This is a genomic window from Streptomyces sp. NPDC002004 (assembly GCF_053593975.1).
Window position 1 is genome coordinate 1 of sequence record NZ_JBSFDP010000038.1, and the last position, 15,224, is coordinate 15,224.

At 67.7% G+C, this 15,224-nt stretch carries 17 protein-coding genes and 2 pseudogenes; 8 read left to right on the forward strand and 11 right to left on the reverse strand.

The window, feature by feature from the left end:
- Positions 1-136: 136 nt before the first annotated feature.
- Entirely contained in the window at positions 137-514 is a 378-nt protein-coding gene (locus ACWCP6_RS32295; RefSeq protein ID WP_450936164.1) for an HIT domain-containing protein, read from the forward strand.
- Between the two features lie 42 nt (positions 515-556).
- Here the strand turns inward: ACWCP6_RS32295 and ACWCP6_RS32300 are convergent, their stop codons facing one another.
- The 3 genes from ACWCP6_RS32300 to ACWCP6_RS32310 all read right to left on the reverse strand — a co-directional run bounded on the left by ACWCP6_RS32300 (position 557) and on the right by ACWCP6_RS32310 (position 2,227).
- Positions 557-781, reverse strand: a complete 225-nt coding sequence (locus ACWCP6_RS32300; protein WP_450936165.1) for a hypothetical protein — start codon at positions 779-781, stop codon at positions 557-559.
- Positions 782-1,056: 275 nt separating this feature from the next.
- A complete protein-coding gene (locus ACWCP6_RS32305; protein ID WP_450936166.1) occupies positions 1,057-1,404 on the reverse strand; it encodes a hypothetical protein in 348 nt (115 codons plus the stop codon).
- A 244-nt stretch (positions 1,405-1,648) separates the two neighbouring features.
- On the reverse strand, positions 1,649-2,227 hold the full coding sequence (locus ACWCP6_RS32310) for an rRNA adenine N-6-methyltransferase family protein (protein ID WP_450936167.1): 579 nt from the start codon (positions 2,225-2,227) through the stop codon (positions 1,649-1,651).
- Positions 2,228-2,669: 442 nt separating this feature from the next.
- Between ACWCP6_RS32310 and ACWCP6_RS32315 the strand changes: the two genes are divergently transcribed.
- Positions 2,670-3,146, forward strand: a complete 477-nt coding sequence (locus ACWCP6_RS32315; RefSeq protein ID WP_450936168.1) for a hypothetical protein — start codon at positions 2,670-2,672, stop codon at positions 3,144-3,146.
- Positions 3,147-3,685: 539 nt separating this feature from the next.
- Positions 3,686-5,305, forward strand: a complete 1,620-nt coding sequence (locus ACWCP6_RS32320; protein ID WP_450936169.1) for a PucR family transcriptional regulator — start codon at positions 3,686-3,688, stop codon at positions 5,303-5,305.
- Here ACWCP6_RS32320 and ACWCP6_RS32325 read toward each other — a convergent pair.
- Entirely contained in the window at positions 5,281-6,768 is a 1,488-nt protein-coding gene (locus ACWCP6_RS32325; RefSeq protein WP_450936170.1) for a serine/threonine protein kinase, read from the reverse strand. The genes ACWCP6_RS32320 and ACWCP6_RS32325 overlap by 25 nt on opposite strands.
- A complete protein-coding gene (locus ACWCP6_RS32330; RefSeq protein WP_450936171.1) occupies positions 6,761-7,630 on the reverse strand; it encodes a hypothetical protein in 870 nt (289 codons plus the stop codon). The genes ACWCP6_RS32325 and ACWCP6_RS32330 overlap by 8 nt, the downstream gene beginning before the upstream one ends.
- 504 nt (positions 7,631-8,134) lie before the next feature.
- On the opposite strand from ACWCP6_RS32330, the gene ACWCP6_RS32335 reads away from it, so the two are divergent.
- Positions 8,135-8,452: a transposase domain-containing protein gene (locus ACWCP6_RS32335; protein WP_450936172.1), complete on the forward strand. Its 318-nt coding sequence runs from the start codon at positions 8,135-8,137 to the stop codon at positions 8,450-8,452.
- A 249-nt stretch (positions 8,453-8,701) separates the two neighbouring features.
- On the opposite strand, the gene ACWCP6_RS32340 is transcribed toward ACWCP6_RS32335, so the two are convergent.
- The 4 genes and pseudogenes from ACWCP6_RS32340 to ACWCP6_RS32355 form a co-directional block, all read right to left on the reverse strand.
- Positions 8,702-8,917, reverse strand: a complete 216-nt coding sequence (locus ACWCP6_RS32340) for a hypothetical protein (RefSeq protein WP_450936173.1) — start codon at positions 8,915-8,917, stop codon at positions 8,702-8,704.
- Positions 8,918-9,416: 499 nt separating this feature from the next.
- The gene (locus tag ACWCP6_RS32345; RefSeq protein ID WP_450936174.1) at positions 9,417-10,028 is read right to left on the reverse strand and encodes a hypothetical protein; all 612 of its coding nucleotides are present in this window, start codon (positions 10,026-10,028) and stop codon (positions 9,417-9,419) included.
- A gap of 65 nt (positions 10,029-10,093) precedes the next feature.
- Complete coding sequence (locus ACWCP6_RS32350; RefSeq protein ID WP_450936175.1) at positions 10,094-10,681, reverse strand: hypothetical protein; 588 nt, start codon at positions 10,679-10,681, stop codon at positions 10,094-10,096.
- 186 nt (positions 10,682-10,867) lie between these two features.
- Positions 10,868-11,272 (reverse strand): annotated as a pseudogene (locus ACWCP6_RS32355) (transposase); the annotation flags it as partial.
- A 78-nt stretch (positions 11,273-11,350) separates the two neighbouring features.
- On the opposite strand from ACWCP6_RS32355, the gene ACWCP6_RS32360 reads away from it, so the two are divergent.
- The 3 genes from ACWCP6_RS32360 (at position 11,351) to ACWCP6_RS32370 (ending at position 12,734) form a co-directional block, all read left to right on the forward strand.
- Complete coding sequence (locus tag ACWCP6_RS32360; RefSeq protein ID WP_450936176.1) at positions 11,351-11,902, forward strand: hypothetical protein; 552 nt, start codon at positions 11,351-11,353, stop codon at positions 11,900-11,902.
- 311 nt (positions 11,903-12,213) lie between these two features.
- The gene (locus ACWCP6_RS32365; protein ID WP_450936177.1) at positions 12,214-12,477 is read left to right on the forward strand and encodes a hypothetical protein; all 264 of its coding nucleotides are present in this window, start codon (positions 12,214-12,216) and stop codon (positions 12,475-12,477) included.
- Entirely contained in the window at positions 12,474-12,734 is a 261-nt protein-coding gene (locus ACWCP6_RS32370; protein WP_450936178.1) for a hypothetical protein, read from the forward strand. The genes ACWCP6_RS32365 and ACWCP6_RS32370 overlap by 4 nt, the downstream gene beginning before the upstream one ends.
- Positions 12,735-12,798: 64 nt before the next feature.
- Here ACWCP6_RS32370 and ACWCP6_RS32375 read toward each other — a convergent pair whose 3' ends face one another.
- Positions 12,799-13,278, reverse strand: coding sequence for a hypothetical protein (locus tag ACWCP6_RS32375; RefSeq protein WP_450936179.1), 480 nt, complete (start codon positions 13,276-13,278; stop codon positions 12,799-12,801).
- Positions 13,279-13,283: 5 nt separating this feature from the next.
- A pseudogene (locus ACWCP6_RS32380) lies at positions 13,284-13,844 on the reverse strand (IS701 family transposase); the annotation flags it as partial.
- Between the two features lie 568 nt (positions 13,845-14,412).
- On the opposite strand from ACWCP6_RS32380, the gene ACWCP6_RS32385 reads away from it, so the two are divergent.
- Positions 14,413-15,219 (forward strand): SDR family oxidoreductase, encoded by an 807-nt coding sequence (locus tag ACWCP6_RS32385; protein WP_450936216.1) that lies wholly within the window; start codon positions 14,413-14,415, stop codon positions 15,217-15,219.
- The last annotated feature ends 5 nt before the right edge of the window (positions 15,220-15,224 follow it).

Below are 15,224 nucleotides of genomic sequence, written 5' to 3' on the forward strand. Positions count from 1 at the left end.
CCCTCCCGCCCGCTTTTCTGATTTTTTTTATTTGGGCTGGGGGTGGGGTGGGCGGGGGGGGGGGGGCGGCCCCGGCCCGCGGTGGCCGCCGGGCAGGCGCCCTTCCGACATTGCTGCCCAGCGAAGGTGTGCACCTGTGACCGGTACCGCGGCCGTCTCCGACTTCTACTGCCACCAGGCGCTGGCCGGCGCGGTTCCCATCGAGAGGGTGAAGGAGACCGAACGGGTTCTGGCCTTCCACCGCACCAACCCTTCGTACCCAGTGCACATCGTGGTGATCCCCAAGGAGCACGTCCCCTTGCTGACCGACCCGGGCAACTGCGACGAGGGCCTGCTGCACGAAGTTGTCGCGGTGGTGCGGGAGGTGGCCGTCGATGTGGAGAAGGAGTACGGGTCGTGCTCGGTGACGACGAATCTGGGCCTGCACCAGGAGTCGAAGCACCAGCATTGGCATGTCACCTACCGGGGCGAGCGTGAGGCGGAGATCCGCGGTATGTACGGTAACCACGACTGACGCGGGCCTACCTGCGACGGTCGCCCCGCCTGGAGGACGAGATCAGCGACGCGCTCGGCTGCGGCTTTCGGCCGGGACGGGCGCCCTGTCCTCGCGGGGGACGGCTGACAGGGCTGCGCAGGCCTGGACGAGTTCGCCGGGGTCGGTCAGCTGCTCGTCGGCGAGGACGCGGCTGCGCTCCGGGTGCTGAGCGCCATAGGCCCGCGCGTTGTCGAGTTGGTCCCCTCGGCTGACGGAGGCGGGCAGCGGCACTATCCGTCGCTTCACCTCGCTGGCCGGGCCCCGCCGCGCCCCGCGTCCGTGCCGGACCCTGCCTCCGGACGGGCCTGCGCAATGTGCGGGTGCGGAGCGGCCGCACGATTGGTCGGGGCGTTGGGAAGCGCGGAGATCGCGGGACCGGCGAGCGATCGCGCGTCAGGAGCTGGTCGAGGCGTTGGCCGCCCCGCAGCCGGGGCGACTGCGTTGGCCGGGGCCGGGGCGGAGCGGCTACGACGGTCGTCGCTCACCGGCTAAATGAAAGCACACGCCTCTCCGTGCTCCCGTCACTGGCTGACTGTGGCGTAGAACCAGCCATACGCAGGCGCCCACACCCAGATATGGGCGAAACTTGCTCCGGTGGTGTCGAAATCCACCCAGGAGCCGACCATTGTTTTGCTCAGTCCGATCAGCTTTCGTCCAGTCGATGAATAGAGGGTGACCCAAATGTGAGGCTCATGCACCGTCGAGCCGTTCGCCATTTGGATCCGCATTTTGTAACCAGGCTGGATCTTAAACCACCCGCAGTCGTTCCAGCGATCCGTCTGCACGAAGCGATGGATGGGCGACGGCGGCAGGGGGGTGGCGGTGCTGCGATGTGTGGGAGCTGCACTAGCATTGGCGTTCGCGGTCACCGCCGGAAACGCGGCCGTGGGTAGACAAAGCGCCGCCCCCGCGCAAATTGACGCAAGGATTCTTCGCATCGGTTTCCCCGTTCGCGGCTTAACTGGCGTCTCAGGAAATCGAATTCCGTCCGCCAAACGCCACCGAGGCACGCTCTGATGGTCAGCGGCGGACGGCGCGATTCTGACATCGAACGGCGACAGGCTGGAGCTCCCCAGTCCCGCCTATAGGCTTATGCTTTCGACTGTACGCTGCTCAGGGCGCTCTGGCGCGTTGTGCACCGGAACCACGGCGCAGGACCCCAGCGGGTCCCGGGGCTTGAGCCCCAACGGATCCGCTGCACCGCCCTTGCCGGATCAGCTCGGTGGACAGCTCAGGATCAAATGGCATGATCGACACCAGTGCACTGCCGAGGTCCAGGCCAGCCGCCAAGTTCAAGTGGCGCACGTCGCCGAAGGTGATGCGGGCACGGGAGCCGAACGGGGCGAGCTGGTCCGTCAGTTGGCTCCGCAGACGCTCGTCCTTCTCCACGGCCCAGATACGATGTCCGGCGGTCGCGATCGCGGACGAGAGCGTGCCCAGTCCGGCTCCGACTTCAAGAACGTGCGCGCCCGCCGGGATCCCTGCCCGCTCCAGCAAGGCGTGAGCCGAGTCCAGCGTCCGCAGGAAGTGCTGCCCCCAAGGTCCCCACGGGTCTGGAAGCCGAGAGCCGCATAGCGGACGGCAGCGCCGCCCGCTCCTTCCACTGTCATGGGTTGCTTGATCACTGAGGAAGTCCTTTCGCGAGGCACCTGATCGACGTCGAGAGAGGCCGACGGGTGCGCACCGTTGCACCGTGAAGACAGAGCCGGAGTGAACCGCTACAGCGCTTGAGAATTCGCTGGGGTGATCGAGTGTCGGCCAACAAAGCGAGCTGCCACAGGGTTTGAGCGGAGTCCCGGCGGAGTCCCCCTCGCTTCGGCAGTACGCTCAGGCTGTGCCTGCCTGATTGGATTTCGTCGTGGACGAGGATGGACGCACACCCCCCCCACTGGTCGCAGCCCGGGCAGCTCTCGGGCTCAACCGGGGCCAGTTCGCCGACGCCCTGCATGCCGCCGCCCGGCGGCGCGGACTGCGATCCGGCGCGGATAGGCCCCGGGTACGCAAGTGGGAGGTCAACGGGGTAAGGCCCAACGCCGTCTCCCAGTCATACATCGCGGAGGTCCTTGGCGTTCCAGCTGGTGACGTCGACCCTGCCGCCTGGCCGGGCTGGCTCCCGCCCGTTGACCGTGGTGTCGTGCCCCTCGGCCACGCCAACATCGTGCCCGCTCTGCGAGAGGCCCTGCACACCATGGACCGCCGAACCCTCCTCAGCGCCATCCCCGGATCTGCGCTCGTTGTCCTGGCCGGCAGCTGGGCCGAAAGCGAACCCGCCAGCTTCGCCGACGGACAGTCCCCACCCGGTGCCCTGGTGGGCGAGGACGTAGTGGCCCTGCTGGAAGAGACCGGCAGCCGCCTCAACGCGCTGGCCACCGAGCAGCGCCAGCACATCGCACCCCTCTACGACGCGCACCTGGCCCGGGTCACCGACCTGATCGACGAACAGCGCTACTCCCGCCCCCTGGGAGTGCGTCTGCACAAGCTGGCGGCCAGTCTCTCCCAGACGGTCGCCTGGGTCATCTTGCCGGTTCACCTCCGCTCGAGCGGAGGTGAACCGCTGATCACCGACGGCGTGCCCCGGAGCCAGTGCTGCTCTCCGCGCGAGCGGAGGTGACCCCTGACCAAGCACTACTAGGAGCCGCGTCGTACCAGGCCGACAACCCACCACCCCCGATGACACCCAACCCAGCCACCACACCCCCGACTCACAATGTCCGCGGCGGCGGCCAGGACAGCCCTGCCGTGGCTCGATGACGGAAACCGCTCAATGATGGCGATCGAGGGGATGGCGACCGAAGGAAAAGATCCTTCAGGCCTCGGGACGGTTTCCATGACGATCGAATCGAAATACACCTGGGAGCAGTACAGCCCGTTAGAGGGCCCCGGACGAGAACAGCGCCGAAGGCCGGCGGTCGCAGTGCCTGCGCCGCTGAATGGGACAGTGCAGCGGTGGGGACGCATTTTGGGCGGCTGGGCCTGGGGGCGCGTTCGTCTTCACGGTTGTGGCCGGATCCGCCGTGTTCATCGTTCTGGCAGCCACCTGCCACATGTGAACTCCCGCCCCTGCCGGACGCAGCATCCTCTTCGATCCGGAATCCCAGCAGGGGCGGGACTCCGCTCACGTGCGGTGCGTCGGAAGAGAAGAGGTGTCAGATGGCGGGGCAGTACGCTCAGTTGTCCCTGAAGGGCATTCTCGCTCTGTTCGGGCCCTACGAAGCCAGACCCCTCACCCCTGAGCCGCAGACCGACGTCCAGGTGACCGCACACGCGGTCCTGGATCTAACGGAGCAAGCCGGGCCCCTGCACCGGGGCGCTCTTTTGACCGCGGTCGGAATCTCTCCCGCCGACACTGCACTGCTCGACGCACTGCCCGCTCTCGCCGACGCGGGTGTTGCGGCGATCGCGCTGAAAACACGTGGTTCACGGGCCGAGCCGCTGGTCGAGACCGCCACAGCGGCGGGAGTCGCCGTGGTGGACATCGCCGAGGAGATCCCCTGGCGGCATGTCGACGCGCTGCTGGGCGCCGCCATGGGCGAGGTCCGGCATGGCACACCCGGCTCCTCCCCGGCGGACGCGGTCGGGAACCTCGCGGCGCTGGCCGATGCCGTGGCGGCGAGGGTGGGCGGTGCCGTCACGATCGAGGACCCGCAGATGCGGGTGCTCGCCTACTCCAATCTCCCCGGCCAGCCGATTGACGACCTGCGCCGCGAAGCCATCCTCAGGCGCCAGGCTTCCGATGATTTTCTGCAGGCGTGGCGACGAGTCCAGGTCACCCAGGGCGTGATTCGGATCGACGACCTCTTCCCCCTGCCCCGCCTCGCGGTGGCCGTGCGGGCGGGAAGGGATTTGCTCGGTTCCATCTGGGTGCTCCAGTCCGCGGGTTCACGGTTCAGTCCCGAGACAAAGCGAGTTCTGTGCGAGGCCGCCCAGAGTGCGGCACTGCAGCTACTCAGGCTGCGCCGTGCCAGGCACCGGGAACGCCAGGCACGCGGTGAACTCCTGCGCACCCTGATGGCCGGTGAGCTCGACTCCTCGCCGACGGCCAGGCTCGGCATCGAGCGCGGCCGCATGACCGTACTCGCCTTCCGGCTGCCGTCCTCGCCGGAGACACCCGCGGATGTCGTCGGCCTTCAGGCGGCCGACCTGGTTGCCGCCTGCGCCGAGACGATGGCACGCCGCTCCTCCTGTGTGGTGGAGGGCCACGTCGTCTACGCCCTGCTTCCGCTGCCGGACGAGCTGCCCGAGACGCACGGAGCGGTCGCGCTGGCCAGGACCGTCCTGGACCGGGCGGAGGCGTCCTTGCGCATCCGGTTGCGCGCGGGCATCGGCTCGGTCGTAGCCCACCTCACGGAGGTACCGCGCTCACGTCAGGATGCCGACCGGGTGCTGACCGTGCTCGCAACCGGGCATCACGACCGCCGGATCGCGTCCATCGAGGACGTACGCTGCCAGGCGATCCTGCTGGAGCTCGGCGACACAGCCGTCCACGACCCGCGGCTGCGGCTGGGCTCGGTGGCCGCGATTCTGCGCCACGACTCGGAGAAGCAGGCAGAGTACGCCAAGTCCCTGCTGACGTACCTCGAGGCGTTCGGTGACATCGCCGTCGCCGCGGACCGGCTCCATGTGCACCAGAACACCCTCCGTTATCGCCTGCGTCGGATCACCGAACTGTTCGGCGTGAATCTCTCCGACGCCGACGAACGCCTCGTGCTCTGGCTGCAACTGCGGCACCTGTGCCGAGCCCGGCATCAGAAGAAGCGCCATGCCTGCTGAGGAACTCCGCTGCACGTCCGCATCTGGATCGGTGTTCCGTTCTCCGTCGCAGGACCTCTCACGTCCAGGCACATGCCCTTGTACCCGACGAGTCTGCTGTTGGACGTGAGACTCCATTGCTGGGCCGGAGTGTCCGCGCAGGACCAGAGCTGCACCGGGGAGCCGTCTTCCGCGCGCGGGCCGCGCACCTCGAGACACTTGTCGGCGAATCCCTTGATGTGCCCATCGCCGGTCAACACCCATCGTTCTTCGGGGACGTTGATGCAATCCCATAGCTGGACCCCCGTCCCGTTGTCGGAAGACGGACCGAGGACGGTCATGCACTTGCTCGCATAGAGACTTTGTAGTTGAGACGTGACCGTGGCGGTCGCTGCCGAAGCCGGTGTGGTGGCCGTTCTTGTCGTCGATGGAACCGGGGAGCCGGAGTGTGCGGCCGAACTGGCCTGAATCGTCGGGGACTTGCTGCTGACTTCCCCGCTGGCGTTCTGGTTGCCCAGCCTGGATTCCAGAAAGGCCGTGGATCCGGCCGCGGCCGCGATCAACGCGAGCATCATGAGTGCGCGACGGCCCGAACGTGAGGCGGAGCTGTCGCCTGGGCGGCGCTCCCATGGCTTGGTGAGTGGCGCGGTGGCGTATGGGGCGACCTCGGTCTGTTTCGCCCTGCGGTCGCCGTGCTCTGCGGGCCGAGGGGCGGTGTCCGCCGCGGCGGAGGCGGCGTACTTGGCGCGCGCTGCCTGGAGGCGATCCAGGAAGACACTGGCGTCCGGGGGCCGGTCCGCAGGTTCGCTGGACGTGGCACGCGTCAGCAGACGTTCGACGCCATCCGGTGGATTCTCGCCGAAGACCCCGTAGAGAGTGACCGCCGCTGAGTAGACGTCACTTCGGGTGTCGGGTTGCCGACCCCGGCCCAATTCCGGGGCGAGGTAGCCCGGTGATCCCGCCGGCGCGTTGAGCGTGTGCCGGTCGACAGGTTTGGCAATTCCCATGTCGCACAGGACGGCCCTTCCTTGCCGCAGGAGAATGTTGCCGGGCTTGACGTCGCGGTGGATGTGACCCTGCCGGTGGATCTCGGCCAGGCCCGACAGCACGTCCTCGGCGAGTTCGAACGCGTCCTCGCCCGACAGGGGAGGGCTGCGGTGTAATCGATCGTCGAGCGACTCGTCGCACAATTCTGTTGCGATCCACGCCGAACCATCAGCCGGTGCATCGGCCCACAGAAAGCGAACGATGTTCGGATGGCCTGACAGTCGACGGTGCAGGGAGCATTCTTGCCGAAATCTGACGTGCTCGTCCTCGGTGAGCGACCGCTGCCAGACCTTGAGCGCGACGACATCGTCGAATGTGGTGCTTCTCGCCCGGTGGACGACCGAGGAAGTGCCCCTGCCCAAAACGCCCAGACTCACGAAATTGGCGGGCCCCAGCGGCACATGACGGTCCTGCCCTGGTATGGCACGCTCAGTCATCCCCGAACTCCTCCGCGGAGAGCCGTTCCACATCGGCGGCCGTGATCCGGAAGTGTGAGACGAGTATCTGCGCGACCTCGTAGTAGTCAGGCAGAGCAAGTGCCCGCCGCCGGTTGCCCTCCTCCGCGCCCCGATCTTCGGTGGTTCGAGCCCGGGCCTGTCCGAACGTCCACAGTCCGCGGCGCAACTGCGGATCCGCAGGTGCGCCAAGTTGTTCCTGTTCCCGAACCAGTCGCAGCAGCAGACGGTCCTTCAACTCGGGGCAGGCGTCGGTGTAGTGCGTGCACAGCTCGCCGACCAGCATGCGTACCTTTTTGAGGCTCGGTTCACCGATGCGTGACATCACCTCGCGGTATGAAGCCGGCAAATACCCGCCGGCAACGAGCGGCTCGCACAGAGCTGCGGCTATGCGCCGCAGATGACGGGGGACTTCGGGGACCCTGGAGAGGGTGGGATTGTCCAGGCCGTAAGTGAGCATCTCGGGTGCGGGCTGGTTCACCTGGCGTACCTGAAGTTCGCAACCGTCCGGACCCAGTACGGTGCACGCAGGCCTGGGAATGCTGCGGGCGTCTCCGCGTGCCTGCTCGTCACGGCGGCGACGCAGCGGCTGTTCCGGCGGCATATGAGGTATCCGCAGGTGGAGCTCGTGAGTCGTGGACAGGTTTCGCAACCACAACTCGCCCTCCATCCGCCAGATTCTTCCGGCGACCCGGGAGAGCTCGCGGCCATTGAGCGCTGACCAGATCACTATGTCACATGAGGTGTCGTCCCTGCCGAATAAACGGGAATCGCCCTCTTGGGCGAACTCGAATAAGATGTCGGGTTCACCTGTGTAAGTGACTGTCAAGAACGGCTCAGTCATGGACCTGTTCCCTCTCGCACAACAGTGCGCCAAGCTTAGCCCAAAGGTCGCCTTGGCCTGTCGTTGTCGGAGAGCCGAATGCCGCTCACCTGAGAGGCTCTGAACGGGCAGGTGGCACCGTTTCTGCACGTTTCCCAGGTGCGGCTGTACCGGTCCGTAGCCGGCGACGTGACGCGTGCTGCACCGGCCCCTGGGGCCCTAATGGGTTTCGTCAACCCATAGGGGCGGGTTGGGGGCCGTAAAGGTGCCGCCGCGGAGCATCGCGAAGAGCACGAAGAGCACGTCGGCTCGTCGGCTCGCGAGGCAGAGGAGGGCCTGCGCGTGGTGCTTTCCCTGACGATCTTCCTGTCGCAGTAGGGCCTTGACCCAAGGCCCGGGTAGTTAACGCATTCGTGCTGGTGCCAGGCGAGTTGATGGGGGGTTCGGCGCAGAGGCGGAACATGAGCAACGGAGCCCCGTTGGAGGAAGTAGTCCGCCAAGACCGTCTGCCGTTATGAAGCTCCGTTGCCTGCACGTCATTGCGCCCCGCCGCCTGACCTGGCGACTGCCTTCCGCGAGTTCATCGCGGCCGGAGCCGGTTCGCTCCCGGCCATCTGGGGGGAGCTGACCTGGGTCGTGCCGTTCGATCTCGTCGACGCGGTGCTGGAAGAGACCTTGACCGTACAGCGCCGACTGCGCGACCTGCCCGCACGGGCCGGGGTCCACTCCCTACTAGCGGTGGACCTGTTCCCGGAGGTCGGCTACCCGCTGCTCTGGCAGACGCTGACCGCCGAACTGGTCGGGCTGGACGAGGCACAGACTGCTGCCAGAGCGGCGACTTGAAGCCCGGTGATGTCGACTTCGGCTGAGATCCCGGGCAAGGAGGGCCGTTCGAAGGCGAGCACGGTCATCCTGCCGCGCTCGACGCCCAGCCCGGCTGTCGGGGAAACGGGCTCACCGGCCTGCAGGGAGCGCAACAGTTCGCTGTCGGCGCGGCGTTCCAGGTCTGCGGCACGGTGGACCCTGCGCAGGTGAAGCGCGGCACTCGTGGCGGCCTCGGTAACGGCTCGTTCCGCTTCGGGACTGAGCGTCTCATCGGAGGATCCCACTGCCCAGATTGAGCCGAGCAGGTCTGGCTTCGCCGCGCACGTCGTCGATCGGCTGGCCGGGCAGGTTGGAGTGGGCGAGGATCCGTTGCCGCGGATCCTCGATCGTGATCGCACCGCCCATCATTGCCGCCACAGTGTTGGCCAGAGCGAGGTCGCCGACCGCGTCCGCCGAGCAGAAGCCCGGCGCGCCGTTCCTCACTCGACCACAGCGATTCCTGCCGCGGTGGCGGCTTCAATCAGCTGTCCAGTACGCGAACCGCGTGTCTTCAGAGCGATCGCAGCGACGCCTGCCTCGCCGAGGGCAGGCAGTGCATCGAGCAACGCGGTGTCCTCGGGGCAGATTCCGACAGGCCATCACAAAAGGCGCCCTTGTACGCGGGCCTGGCCCTCTCAGCAAGATCGAGGGCGGCACCTGGATGTCGGGATCGGGCGGTGCGGTGAGGAGGGCGGCTTCGAAGCGCCCGAACAGGGCGAGCATCTGCTTCAGGGACTGGTACGCGTGCCGGCCCCGTTCAATGGCACCCCTTGGACGTTTTGATCCGGTCCGGCGCGGAGGCACCCGGAAGGCTCGTCCTCTCCTCCCATGCGGTCGTGCGGATGCACGGGGCAGCCATAATTCGCGGGCGAGTCTACGGCCGCGACACAGGGGCTGGGCCGGGCTTCACGCTTCCGCGTGCGGCCCGGCCCAGCCTCAGCTTTTAGCTCTCGCAGTGCGCCTTGGCCTCGTCAGGGGTCATCGGCCGGGTGCGCTGGGTCACGCTGCCGGCGTCCCCCTTGGGCTCGGTTTCCGTGAAGGGCAGGTACCAGTAGTAGTGGTCGTAGAACCGGTGTCCGAAGTGGAGCTCGAACTGGCCCGAGGTCTCCAGCATGGTCGGCTGGCGGGTGATCCAACCGACCCTGCCCGCAGGCACGCTGATGGCGGTGGTCTGCTGCTCCGTGTGCGCCTGTGACCAGGTGTGCGAATACGACACCTGGAGAGAGGCCTTGAAGACGTCGGCGAAGCCGCCTTCGACGCTCATGGAGACACCGACGCTGTTGCTCTCGGTGTCGGTGTCCGACCAGCTGACGTTCATCATCTGCGGATCGTTAGTGCAGTTGAAGACGCTCGTTCCGACCTGGTGACTTTCGCCCGGGACTTCCTTCGGCGGGCCGTCAGGGTGGAAGCCGCAGTAATCACTGCCGTCGTCGCATTGCTCCAGCAGCTCACGCGGGGAGGGGGTGTCTGCGGCCTGCGCGGAAGGCACGAGCACGATGCCGCACATGGAGGCGAGAGCCGTCGCGAGGATGGCGGTGCGAATTGACGTACGCATAAAGCCTGTTCTCCTCTTGGGTTGACCGGGGCCGATCCGGGCACTCAGGTGTGATTCGGACTCGATCACCGGAAGCTGATGGAGCTGGTGCGGTCGTTCATATACGAGCCGATGTCCGGCGTGTTGCTCTTGAACGGGCCGTCGCGGTCACCGCTGAGGTACTCGTCGGAATAGAGCTCGATCCAGCAGTTCGCCCATGGCTGCACCGAGGTGATCGTGTCGTTCCAGCCCTCTGGGAGGGTGTTCACCCAGTGGTCCACGCGATTGTTGTTCCGGCACGGCGAGGAACCTGTGATGGTCAGGGAGGCGCCGCCGTAGTCCTTGTCTTCGAAGACCGTGCCGATGATGACGTCGCCGCTCGCGCCGGAGCCCGCCATCAGTCGTATCGTTTCCGCACGGAGTTCCTGCAGCCCCGAGCCCCCGGAGGCCGCCTCCAGGTTGTCCGGGGCGTCGGTGATCCGGCCACCCGATGCCGCGGCGAACGCGGCTGTGAACCCGTCGTAGCAGGTCTGGCGGCCCGTATCGAGTGCCAGTACGCAGTGTTCGGGGGCTGGTTGATCCGCCAGGGCGGGCGGCGCGACGGCCAGGCCGCCCAGCGCTGCGGCCGCGGCTGCCGCGGCGGCCAGGGCAGGCCGCAGGAGTTTTCTAATCATGAGCAGACTCTTTTCTTTTGGGGTGCGCTTGCTGTTGCAGGAAGCGCCCTGTGCAGCTCACCGTGGTGGTGAGCGGCCGGGAGAAGCCTGCAACGATCAGGGGGCTCCGGTCTTTGTCGTCCGCTCTCAGAGAGCCGCGCCAGATTCGTCGCCGATCCCTAAGAGGTCGCACGGATAGGCGTGTGGTCATGGGCGGCGGATCGGGCGTTCGTCCCAGCGGTGAGTCGCCCATGCCCGTGGATTTGACTGCGCACGGTGATGATCGTGTCGGCGAGGTCGAAGAATGCGTCGACGACGGCGGCGCGCCGCTCGTAGCAGCGGGCGAGCCGGTGGAAGGCGTTCTGCCAGGCATGGATGCATTCGACGTGCCAACGCTGACTGGCCTGGATGGGCGCCTTCTCGCCTTTGTGCGCGATGCGGCCGCAGAGGCCGCGTTCGTTGAGCAAGGTGCGGGTGGTGTCCGAGTCGAAGCCGGCGTCCAGGTGCACGGTCGTCGTCGGGCAGCGGGCCCAGGTCGTTGAGACGGTCCAGGGTCGGGCCGAGCAGTGGGGAGTCGTGGCGGTTGGCGCTGGCCAGGACGCGGCCCGGACCAGGCCCCTCCCTCCGTGCGGCCGCAGCGATGCTGCGCGGACGCTTCGAGGGACGGAGCAGCCGGACGCACCCGCGTCCTTGACCACCGCCCTGCTGGCGGACGACCTTCATCCGGGGATCCAACTGCTGCTCGAGATCGGGGCGCGCCGCCCGGAACTACTGCTGACCGGGAAGGTACTGACCGACCAGGGTCGCGTGGTCACCGTGATGATGGAGGCTGGCTGGAGCCCCGAGCAGCTGCGCCGCATCATCACCGGCCGGCCCCTGCCGAAGCTGGGGCGAACCTCGGTCGGGGCGACCATCGCCGCCCGCCTGCGAGCAGCGCGCACCTACCCGCCACCCGCCACCCTCGTCGGCCATCGCCCCGGAGCGCCTCCGCAGGACGAGGCACCTGCATGGCCGGCGACCATACGGTCGTCCACCGCGACCGCGGCCCGCACCGTGACTGAGGCTTTGACCTACCGCGCGCTCGTCGAGTGCGCCGGCTGCGGTGCTCCCGGAACCGCCCTGGGCGAAGACCTCTGCCCGGCCTGCCTCGGCTGGCCGCTGTGCCGCACCTGCCCCGGACCGACACCCCGGCGCGCCCACCCCGACGGCGATGGCCACTGCACGACATGCGCCTCCGCCTGAGAGGGTTCGATACCGCCCGACAGCACAGGGCCGCCAACCAATGCGTGCCGGGATGTAGCTCCGCGTGCAGTTGGTCGTCGGGACCGGCAGACCATCCTGAGGCCGTGGGCATGCCGGAGACTGCGATGCTTTGAGCATGGGGAGCCTGGGCGATGGTGCGCACCTGCCCGACGACGAACAGTGGATTACCGACCGCCGTCGGGCCATCGACGACCATATCCGCGATCTCCGCCGCGAGCGACAGTTCTCTGGGCATGGTGTTCGGCTGCGACAATGTCGCAATGCCTCCCGCCAATCGAGGAGTAGAGCGCATGAGCGCGAGCATCGACCCGTACGAGCTCAGGGCACGCCAGCTCCGCATCCTGGCGGGTCTGCACCGCAAGCGTGCCGCCGAGTTGGACATGGCGGCCGAGTTGGCTATGGCGACGCGGTCCATGCGTCGCTTCGCTGACCTCCTGACTGAGGCGGAAGCGCGAGAGCTGGCGTCGCACCCGGACCTCGCCGAGCTGAACGTGCAACTGGAGGGCTTCTACGACGTGGGCCCGGAGCGCCCGGACGAGGAGCCGACCACATGATGGCCCGCAGCAAACTCATCCAAGAACTGCGCCGCGACGGCCCAGGCCACACCGGCATGGCAGCTGCGCTCCTCGTCGAGAACTACGCCCACCAACTCGCCGTCCAACTGCGGGAGGCAGGGCATCGCGAGGCCGCTAACCTGATCGACCCCCGAATGGGGCAGTGCACATGCGGCGCACCGGACGGCGACGACAAGGAGAGTGAGGAGATCCGCAGGCACTGGGAGCACTCCCGCGCCTGCTCGCAGGGAGGGTGACTACACGGCGGAGGCCCCGCCCACCCGACGCGGCCGCCGTATCTTGCCGACTCGAATCCAGCTGTCAGCACTTCTCGTCGAGGAAGTACTGCGCCATCTTCGTCTCGTCGCCCGACGGCTTGGCCGCCTCATCCGCGATCGCCTGCCCCACCGCGTCGGCGCTCTCGGTGCGCATCAGGTCGCAGGTTGAAGCCCGCTGCTCGGAGCTCATCTGCTTCCATGCCTCGTCCCACACGGTCTCCTTCGCCGCGTTGTCCATGATGTCGTCCACGTGTCCGGAGAGGACGTCCTTCACTGCGGCCGTGTACTCGTCCCGGGTCAGGTGATCGCATTCCGGGTCGCCGGCCCGGTTGCGAGGGTTGCTGTCCTTGCAGTCCCCTTCGAGCAGGGCGCGGCAGTCGTCGGCGGTGTAGGCGGGCTGTGTCGGGCCGGCCTTGCTTGCGGAAGGCTTGGCGTCGGTCTTGGTATCCCCGCTGGTGGTGCAACCTGCGAGGAACAGACCGGCGGAGAGGGCGACGGTGATGATGGCGGCGGTGCGGCGCATGGATCCCGCCAAGGTTCGGTGTGCTGGTGGGCATGGTCCGCCACGCGGCGCGCGTGGCGGACCATCGTCTTCGCCATGGCGACCTTCGTCTCGAAGACGACCTCGTCGCCGATGCCGGCCCGGCGGCACTGCTCACGGTCGTCCGTCCACGACGTCGGCAGATACAACCGCCGGTCGATCAGCGTTCTCCCGCGAGCAGTCGCATATCCGAGGAACATGCCCACCTGGCTGTTCCCCGTCCGGCCTGCCGTGCCGGAGTGCTGCCGCTGAACCCCGGCCGAGCGCATCCCCCTCTTCAGGAAGCCGGTGTCGTCCAGGACGGCGTCCCGGTCGCCGAGGTTGTCGACCACGTACTGACGCACGTCGTCGAGCACCTCATCGGCATCCCACTCGATCCGGTTCAGCATCCGGTGGATACGGTCCGGGCCTGCATGGCCGGCCTCCTCCGCCAGCGTCCAGCCGTTCTTGCGCTGCAGCGGCGCGATCAGGCCCCGCATTTAAGCAAGTGCCGACTCCCTCGGCTCCGACCTGCTGTGCCGACTTGCTCGTACGCGAGGTCGTCCGATCCTGTTCCTCCCGGCGCGAGCCGGGCCGGGTCCTCGTGCGGTTGTCGACCTCCATGAACAGCGGCGGCCCCCGCCTCGGGGTCGTCAGAGTGGTGTCGGCCTGGACGCCGTCCATGCCCAAGAGCGCGCTGCTGCGCCGCCAGCTGTTCGAGGGGGCGGATTTCGCCGTCCGACGAGATGCCGACGCCACCAACAGCGCGGTTGCCGACGGCGCCGGACCAGCGGCGGGAACGCCAGTGGCCCCTGTTGCCATCCGCGAGCCGGCTTGGCGTCATCCCATGTCCCTCGGCGGGCCCGCATGACGCCGGCCGGGGAAGGGCCCGGGGCGGCTCGTAGCCTGACCGTGTGACATGCCCCGCCGAAATCGGCGGCACCGCGTGCCGGTCGGGTTCGCCCGCGCCGCAGGGTGCTTTCGTCTGGGGGCCGGGTGTGCGACGGCTCCTGTGTCTGTCCTGGCGGGCCGGCCGAGTCCCGGCCTTACTCACGCGCGTCGCCCGTTTCCTGAGGGCGTGCCGTCCGAAACGCCCAAGGAGAGATCGTGGCAGCAAGAGTCGAGAACCGCGGGACGATGTCCGCGCAGCTGCTCAAGGGCCAGAAGGCGTTGGTGACCGGTGCCAACTCGGGCATCGGCCTGGCGACCGCCGTTGCCCTGGGCCGGGCCGGAGCGGACGTCGTGGTGAACTACGTCGTCGGTGCGCACGAGGCGGAGAACGTCGTGAAGGAGATCGAGGGCTTCGGGGTCCGCGCCTACGCACATGAGGCCGACGTGTCCGACGAGGACCAGGTGACCGCCATGGTCGCGCGGATGGTCGAGGAGTTCGGCACCATCGACATCATGGTGGCCAACGCGGGCCTCCAGCGGGACGCAGCCGTCACGGAGATGACGCTCGCCCAGTGGCAGAAGGTCATCGACGTCAACCTGACCGGTCAGTTCCTGTGCGCGCGTGAGGCTGCCAAGGAGTTCATCCGGCGCGGCGTGGTGGAGGAGGTGTCCCGTTCGGCGGGAAAGATCATCTGCATGAGCTCGGTCCACCAGATCATCCCGTGGTCGGGCCACGTGAACTACGCCTCCTCCAAGGGCGGTGTGGGCATGCTGATGCAGACCCTTGCCCAGGAGCTGGCCCCGAAGCGGATCAGGGTCAACGCGGTCGCGCCCGGCGCCATCCGCACGCCCATCAACCGCGACGCCTGGTCCACCCCCGAGGCCGAGGCCGAGCTGCTGCGCCTGATCCCGTACCGCCGCGTGGGCGACCCGGACGACATCGCCAACGCCGTCGTCGCCATGGCGTCCGACCTGCTCGACTACGTCGTCGGCGCCACCCTCTACGTCGACGGCGGAATGACGCTTTTTCCCGGCTTTGCCACCGGAGGCTGATCTTC

What these genes read in the sequence shown, in the direction of transcription:
- ACWCP6_RS32320 (WP_450936169.1), top strand. Translation starts at nt 3,686, where the DNA reads ATGGCGGGGCAGTACGCTCAGTTGTCCCTGAAGGGCATTCTCGCTCTG.
- ACWCP6_RS32325 (WP_450936170.1), bottom strand. Translation starts at nt 6,768, where the DNA reads ATGACTGAGCGTGCCATACCAGGGCAGGACCGTCATGTGCCGCTGGGG.
- ACWCP6_RS32330 (WP_450936171.1), bottom strand. Translation starts at nt 7,630, where the DNA reads ATGACTGAGCCGTTCTTGACAGTCACTTACACAGGTGAACCCGACATC.
- ACWCP6_RS32345 (WP_450936174.1), bottom strand. Translation starts at nt 10,028, where the DNA reads ATGCGTACGTCAATTCGCACCGCCATCCTCGCGACGGCTCTCGCCTCC.
- ACWCP6_RS32350 (WP_450936175.1), bottom strand. Translation starts at nt 10,681, where the DNA reads ATGATTAGAAAACTCCTGCGGCCTGCCCTGGCCGCCGCGGCAGCCGCG.
- ACWCP6_RS32365 (WP_450936177.1), top strand. Translation starts at nt 12,214, where the DNA reads ATGAGCGCGAGCATCGACCCGTACGAGCTCAGGGCACGCCAGCTCCGC.
- ACWCP6_RS32370 (WP_450936178.1), top strand. Translation starts at nt 12,474, where the DNA reads ATGATGGCCCGCAGCAAACTCATCCAAGAACTGCGCCGCGACGGCCCA.
- ACWCP6_RS32375 (WP_450936179.1), bottom strand. Translation starts at nt 13,278, where the DNA reads ATGCGCCGCACCGCCGCCATCATCACCGTCGCCCTCTCCGCCGGTCTG.
- ACWCP6_RS32385 (WP_450936216.1), top strand. Translation starts at nt 14,413, where the DNA reads ATGTCCGCGCAGCTGCTCAAGGGCCAGAAGGCGTTGGTGACCGGTGCC.